The sequence below is a fragment of the Streptacidiphilus carbonis genome, from assembly GCF_000787775.1.
Taxonomy (GTDB): Bacteria; Actinomycetota; Actinomycetes; order Streptomycetales; family Streptomycetaceae; genus Streptacidiphilus; species Streptacidiphilus carbonis.
Genome location: NZ_BBPM01000029.1, coordinates 1 through 3756, shown reverse-complemented (window position 1 = coordinate 3756; position 3756 = coordinate 1). Strand labels below are relative to the sequence as shown.

Annotated in this window: 4 protein-coding genes; 1 reads left to right on the top strand and 3 read right to left on the bottom strand. The window is 72.7% G+C overall.

Translation table 11 applies throughout. The annotated features are described in order from the left end of the window. Positions 1-106: 106 nt before the first annotated feature. Together TR46_RS22110 and TR46_RS22105 are read right to left on the bottom strand one after the other, a co-directional pair. Entirely contained in the window at positions 107-1156 is a 1050-nt protein-coding gene (locus TR46_RS22110; RefSeq protein WP_042404036.1) for a LacI family DNA-binding transcriptional regulator, read from the bottom strand. Positions 1157-1231: 75 nt separating this feature from the next. Next, positions 1232-1627 (bottom strand): cupin domain-containing protein, encoded by a 396-nt coding sequence (locus TR46_RS22105; RefSeq protein WP_042404032.1) that lies wholly within the window; start codon positions 1625-1627, stop codon positions 1232-1234. A gap of 52 nt (positions 1628-1679) precedes the next feature. Between TR46_RS22105 and TR46_RS22100 the strand changes: the two genes are divergently transcribed. Beyond that, positions 1680-2672, top strand: coding sequence for a GlxA family transcriptional regulator (locus tag TR46_RS22100; protein WP_042404031.1), 993 nt, complete (start codon positions 1680-1682; stop codon positions 2670-2672). Here the strand turns inward: TR46_RS22100 and TR46_RS22095 are convergent. Further along, positions 2665-3756, bottom strand: a 1092-nt coding sequence (locus tag TR46_RS22095; protein WP_042404029.1) for a beta-galactosidase small subunit family protein, incomplete at its 5' end; no start/stop codon positions are given. The genes TR46_RS22100 and TR46_RS22095 overlap by 8 nt on opposite strands.

Sequence of the window (3756 nt, the reverse complement as noted above, 5' to 3'; positions counted from 1 at the left end):
CCACCCACCCTGCCCGCCGCCCCACCCCCGCGCGTCCTAGCAGGAGCGGCACTTCACCTACTCCCCGGGGAGTACGCCGAAAACAAGGGGCCGGGGCGATCCGCCCCTACGCCGACCCCCGCACCACCAACGTCGGCTGGAACACCACCGACTGCAGCGGCTCCGCCGGTTCCATGATCTGCTGCAGCAGCAACTGCGCCATCCGCGCCGCCATTTCCTCCAGCGGCTGCCGCACCGTGGTCAGCTGCGGGTCGCACGCCAGCGCCGCGCTGCTGTCGTCGAAGCCCACCAGCGCCACGTCCTCGGGAATCCTGCGCCCCGCCCGGTTGAGGACCGGCACCGCGCCCAGCGCCATCAGGTCGGAGGCGATGAAGACCGCGTCCAGCTCGGGCGACTGCTCCAGCAGGCGCCGCATCGCCGCCGCGCCGCCGGCCTGGGTGAAGTCACCCTCGACCATCCCGGCCTCCTCCAGGCCGTGCGCCGCCATGGCCTGTCGGAAGCCGGCCAGCCTCTCCTGGGCGGACGGCATGTCCAGCGGTCCGGTCAGCGTCGCGATCCGGCGGCGTCCGGCCGCGACCAGGTGCTCGACGGCGAGCACCGTCCCGGCGCGCTGGTCGGCCTCGACGAAGCTGATCGTGGTGGGCTGCCCCGGACGTCCGGACAGCACCGCCGGGACGGCCGCCTCGGCGAGCAGCCCCGGCAGCGGGTCGGCCGCGTGGCCGGAGATCAGCACCACCCCGTCGACGTGCCCCTGGCGCAGATAACTGACCAGATGGGTGCGCGAGTCGGCGTCGTCCACCAGCATCAGCACCAGCTGGACGCCGCGCGGGCGGATCACCTCCATCACACCGGTGACCATCCGTCCGAAGAAGGGGTCGGTGAACATCCGGCCGAGGAAGGGGTCGGCGACGTTGCGCTGCTCGGCCTCCGAGACGACCAGGGCGATGGAGTCGGTGCGCCGGGTGACCAGGGACCGGGCCGCCCGGTTGGGGACGTAGTCGGTCGCGGCCACGGCGTCCTCGACCAGGCGCCGCATGGCCGGGTCCACCGTGGTGCTGCCGTTGATGACACGCGAGACCGTGGCCCGGGAGACTCCTGCGACCCGGGCCACGTCTTCGAGCGTGACCGAACCACTGGACGGCGGCTTCCTGTTCATGAACGTAGTTATACCTGCTGTCACGGGGCGGGAAGCCCCCGGCACCGGGGTCCGGGCCCCGCAGCTCAAGCGTTCTCAAGCGTTGAGGTCGTGCCCGGTCGTCGCGTCCACATGGTCGGGGATCTCTTCGTGGCGATCGCCCACCGTCGGCGTCCCGGTCGGCTCGAACATGAGGATCGCAGCACCGGACGGGGCGGACGGCTTGTGCTCCGTACCCCGCGGGACGGTGAAGACCGCCCCCTGCGGCAGCACGACGGTCCGCTCGCCCTCGGGCTCACGCAGGGAGATCTGCAGCTCTCCCTCGATCACCAGGAAGAACTCGTCGGTGTCGTCGTGGACGTGCCAGAGGTGTTCGCCCTCGACTTTGGCGATCCGCACGTCGTAGTCGTTGACGCGGGTGACGATGCGCGGGCTCCACAGCGCGTCGAAGGAGGCCAGGGCCTTGCTCAGGAGGATCGGCTGGTTGCTCATGAGCCCATCCTCAGCCCTTCCCCGCGCTCGACGTGAGTGCTAGGAATCGCACATGACGAAAGAATCCTCGCATCGGGCCGATCCGGCGGACATCCACCGGGTGGTCGTGATCGTGGACGAGAACTCCAACCCCTTCGAACTCGGCTGCGCCACCGAGGTCTTCGGCCTGCGCAGACCGGAGACCGGGCGCGACCTCTACGACTTCAAGCTCTGCTCCCCCGAGCCGCGCACTCCGATGCGCGACGGATTCTTCACGCTCACGGGGGTCGCCGGCCTGGAAGCGGCCGACACCGCCGACACCCTCATCGTCCCCAACCGCCCCGACGTCGAGACCCCCCGCCGCCCCTCGGTACTGAACGCCGTCCGCCGCGCCCACGCCCGCGGCGCCCGCCTGATCGGCTTCTGCAGCGGCGCCTTCACCCTGGCCGAGGCCGGCGTCCTCGACGGGCGCAGGGCCACCGCCCACTGGCAGTGGGCAGACGCCTTCCGAGCCCGCTTCCCCGCCGTCCACCTGGAGCCGGACGTGCTCTTCGTCGACGACGGCGACATCCTCACCGCCGCAGGCAGCGCTGCCGCCCTGGATCTCGGCCTCCACGTCGTCCGCCGCGACCACGGCGCGGAGATCGCCAACGCCGTGAGCCGCCGCCTGGTCTTCGCCGCCCACCGCGACGGCGGACAACGGCAGTTCGTCCAACGCCCCATGCCCGACCAGCCGAACGAGTCCCTGGCCCCCGTCCTGGCCTGGGCCCAGGAACGCCTGCACACCCCACTCACCGTGTCCGACTTCGCGGCCCGAGCGGCAGTCAGCCCGGCAACCCTCCACCGCCGCTTCCGGGCCCAACTGGGGACAACCCCCTTGGCCTGGCTCACGGCAGAGCGCCTCGCCCTGGCCTGCCGCCTGATCGAACGCGGCGAGAACCGCTTCGAACTCGTCGCCCGCCACAGCGGCCTCGGCACCGCCACCAACCTGCGCACCCTGCTCCGCCGCGAGACAGGCATCACCCCGTCGGCCTACCGACGCCGCTTCGGGCCTGAGGTCAACTGACGCCTACCGCCGAGAAGTTGAGCGTGAGCAGGGCGTCGGCGGGCGCGAGCCGGTGCTGCGGCAGCGCGGCCGGGCCGCAGGAGCCGCTGCCGATGCCCTGATGGGCCAGATCGAGGGTGAGATAGATCCGGTCGCGCGGCTTGAGGTCGCTCGTGTGCCGGGCGGCGTCCAGGTCCTCCGTGGTCCAGCGGCGTGCGGTGAAGTCGAAGCCGGGCCGCCCCTGGACCCGCAACCCGTGGCCGGAGGCGTCGGTGAAGGTCGCCCAGCGGGCGTCGCTGCGGTTCCCGTTCTCCTGCGGCATGACATACGGGGTCTGCAACGCGTCCACGTCCACGGCGAACCGGCCGACCCTGACCGCCTGCCGGCTGTCCCGGTAGGACTCGCCCGGCCCCAGGCCGAACCAGGTCACCTGGTCGAACTCCGCCGGGACAGCCATCCGCAGTCCGAGCCGGGGCAGGGTCAGCGAGTCCCAGTCGCCCTCGGTCCCGACCGACAGGTCCAGACGGAGCGACTCCTCGTCGCCGCTCCACCGGTAGGTGGCGAGCAGCGCGATGTCGGTGGCCGCGGGAGCGACCCGGGTGCGGACGACGTACGCGCCGTCCTCCAGCTCCGCCGAGACCGTGCGGTGCCGCATCCGGTCCAACCCGGCCGCGAGCCAGGCCCGGGCGACCGCGAGTTCCTGTCCGCCGCGGTCGTTGTCGGTCGGGGCGCGCCAGACGTCCAGCCTGGGACCGTCGACCGGCAGCTCACCCAGCCGGAGCAGGAGACCGGACGCCGGGTCGAACCGCCCGGGGCCGAGGGCCACCGCGCTCCCGGAGCGTCGCGGCCGGGCGGGGGCGGGGGCGGAGTCGGGCGCGGAGTCGGGGCCTGCGGGCGTCCGGCCGGTGACCGCGAGTTGGCCCCAGGCGACCTCGTGGCCCGCCTCGGCCCAGGACTGGTCCTCGGCCAGGACGGCGCGCACGGTGAGCCAGGACTCGCCGACCGCGTCGGGCAGCTTGGGCAGCGCCGGCTCGACGGCTGCACCGGCCGGAACCTCCGGCAACTCCATGGTGCCGTGGGCGACCGGGAGCCCCTCCGCTTCGAG